At 37.3% G+C, this 3,588-nt stretch carries 1 protein-coding gene; it reads right to left on the reverse strand.

Features of this window, described 5'->3' with window-relative positions; genetic code table 11:
* Positions 1–3,141, reverse strand: a 3,141-nt coding sequence (rpoB, locus tag AC220I_RS20040) for a DNA-directed RNA polymerase subunit beta (RefSeq protein WP_486725638.1), incomplete at its 3' end; no start/stop codon positions are given.
* Between the last annotated feature and the right edge of the window lie 447 nt (positions 3,142–3,588).

Below are 3,588 nucleotides of genomic sequence, written 5' to 3' on the forward strand. Positions count from 1 at the left end.
ATACATATAGCCAACTGTAACATGGTTATCAAAGCTTTCGCCTGAACGACCATCTCTAACAGTAAGTTTACCATTACCAGGGTATCCTGCTTTTGCAAGAATATCCATGATTTGAGACTCTTTTGCACCATCGAATACTGGCGTTGCAACTTTCCAACCATTTTTCTTAGCAGCGAGTCCTAAATGCACCTCAAGTACCTGCCCGATGTTCATACGCGAAGGTACGCCCAGTGGGTTTAACATGATTTGAAGTGGTGTACCATCATCGAGGAAAGGCATATCTTCAACTGGCAATATTCTCGAGATAACCCCTTTATTACCATGACGACCCGCCATTTTATCTCCGATGCTGATTTTTCTCTTCTTAGCGATGTAAACTCTGATGAGTTTATTAACGCCTGGAGATAATTCATCACCATTTTCACGTTCGAACTTCTTAACATCAACGATGATTCCAGATTCGCCATGAGGTACTCTTAATGAAGTATCTCTAACTTCTCTCGCTTTTTCACCGAAGATCGCTCTAAGAAGTCTTTCTTCAGCTGTAAGTTCAGTTTCACCTTTAGGCGTTACTTTTCCTACTAATATATCGCCTGAGTTTACTTCCGCACCAATACGGATAATACCCTCAGCATCTAAATTTTTAAGTGCGTCTTCTCCAACATTTGGAATGTCTCTAGTGATTTCTTCAGGTCCGAGTTTTGTATCTCTTGCTTCAGATTCATATTCTTCAATATGAATAGAGCTGAGTTTATCTTCCATTACAAGCTCTTCACTTAATACGATCGCATCCTCGTAGTTGTAACCTTCCCATGTCATGAAGCCAATGAGGAGGTTTGTTCCAAGGGCAATTTCACCATTATCTGTTGAAGGACCATCGGCAATAATATCATCAAATTTAACAATTTCACCTTTTTTAACTAAAGGTTTTTGATTGATACATGTACCTTGGTTTGAACGTTTAAACTTCAATAACTTATGCTTGTATTTCTTTTTATCTTCTTTTCCTCTGATGATGATTTCATCAGCTGAAACGTACTCAACAACACCATCAACAACAGATTTGATAACAACACCTGAATCTTTTGCTGCGATATGCTCAATACCAGTACCGATAATAGGCGCTTCTGCTCTAACGAGCGGAACTGCCTGACGTTGCATGTTGGAACCCATTAGGGCACGGTTGGCATCGTCGTTCTCAAGGAAAGGAATCATCGCTGTTGCAACAGAAACCATTTGTTGAGCCGAAACTTCAACCAAATCAACTTCTGCAGCAGGGAATTCCTTGATATCTGATCTTCTACGTGCAACGATCCTAGAAGCTACAAATTTATTATCTTCAGTAACAGGTTCATTTGCAGGTGCAACGATATATTTTTCTTCGACGTCTGCAGTAATATAAATGATATCATCTGAAATGATGCCTGTCTTTTTATTGATTTTTCTATAAGGAGATTCGATAAAACCGTATTCATTGATTCGTGCAAATGTACTTAAAGAACCAATAAGACCGATATTTGGTCCCTCAGGCGTTTCTATCGGACACATTCTACCGTAGTGCGAATGATGAACGTCACGAACCTCGAAACCAGCTCTTTCTCTCGAAAGACCACCAGGTCCAAGTGCCGACAATCTTCTCTTATGTGTTAGTTCAGCCAGTGGATTGGTTTGATCCATGAACTGAGAAAGCTGTGAGCTTCCGAAGAATTCTTTAATAGCAGAAACAACCGGCTTAATGTTAATAAGTGCCTGTGGCGTAATTGCTTCCATATCTTGAATTGTCATTCTTTCGCGAACAACTCTTTCCATTCTTGAAAGACCGATTCTGAATTGATTTTGTAAAAGTTCTCCTACAGATCTAATTCTACGGTTTCCTAAATGGTCAATATCATCTACTAAGCCAACACTTGAATTTAAATTCAAGATGTAACTAAATGATGCAATGATATCTGCATGCGTGATATGTCTAGGAACAAGTTCTGACATACGATCTTCGATCGCAACCAAACGATCTTGCTCTGTTTCATATGTGTCTAAGATTTCTTTTAATACAGGGTAGTATACTTTTTCTTTAACTTTAAGCTTAGGGCTTGTAAAGAAAGCAGTAATATCCACAAAGTGGTTACCAATTACTCTAACGAGTTTGTCTTCATCACCATAAACATCAACACAACAGATACCGGCATTTTCAATTACGCTTGCCATTTCAATTGTGATCTTTTCATCCTTTTCTACAAGAATTTCTCCTGTTTGCGGATTGATGATATTTTCTGCTGCAACTTTTTCTTCAATACGGTTGGAAACGCCTAATTTCTTATTGAATTTATAACGTCCAACTTTTGCAAGATCGTATCTTTTATCATCAAAGAATAAAGAATTAATCAAATTACTTGCACTTTCAACTGTAGGTGGTTCACCTGGTCTTAACTTCTTGTAAATCTCAATAAGCCCTTCTTCATAATTAGAAGTGCTATCCTTGTCAAGTGTTCTGATTAATTTTTCGTCTTCGCCAAACAGATTTAAAATTTCAGTGTTTGTCTGATAGCCAAGCGCTCTGATCAAGGTTGTTGCTGGTAATTTTCTAGTACGGTCGATTCTTACTGACACGATATCATTTGAATCTGTTTCGTACTCAAGCCATGCACCACGGTTAGGAATAATTGTACTTGAATAAAGCTTCGTTCCTACCTTATCGATTTTCACATCGTAATATGGTCCTGGTGATCTTACCAACTGGCTTACAATAACTCTCTCGGCACCATTAATAATAAAGGTCCCTTTTTCTGTCATCAATGGGAAGTCACCCATGAAAACTTTTTGTTCTTTGATTTCGCCTGTTTCCTTATTAATGAAGCGAACTTGCACTCTTAATGGTGCAGCATAGTTAACATCTCTCTCTTTACATTCTTCAACATCATACTTTGCTTCTTCGTCAAGTTCATAATCAATAAACTCAAGTCTTAAGTTACCAGTATAGTCTTCGATTGGAGAAATGTCCTTGAAAGCTTCTTTTAAGCCTTCTTCTAGAAACCACTCATAAGATTTTCGTTGAATCTCAATTAAATTAGGTTTCTCAAGTAGCTCATTGATTCTAGCGAAACTCATTCTTTCCGTTTTTCCGAGCATTACAGGTTGTGGCATTAAAATTTTCACCCCTTGTGTAATAAAAAATATTGTATCATAAAAGGAACAAATCCTTTTTTAACATCTCTACCACAAGTTTTAAAACGCAAAAACTCCATTTTAAACATACTTATAGCATTATAGAATAATATCACACATTAAAAGGTGTGTCAACATTATTTTATAGGTTTGTTTAAAATAGAGTTTTTCATTTTCGTCATATTTACTTGTGTTTGCTGCAATTGGTAACTTCGGCTTTGAATCGTTCAATCTTCAACATATATGTTTTTTACTTAAAAATCATGCTTACTACATATGTTAAGGATGTTTTTGTTTAAGAACGAAACCACTTCGCTCATCGCGGTGTGCGTAATTCGCTACTGAACACTAAGGATACTTTTTGTCCTGCGGACAAAACCACTTCGCTCATCGCGGTGCCCGCAATTCGCTACGTTAGTTTATAAT

It is taken from the genome of Fusibacter sp., from assembly GCF_057447755.1.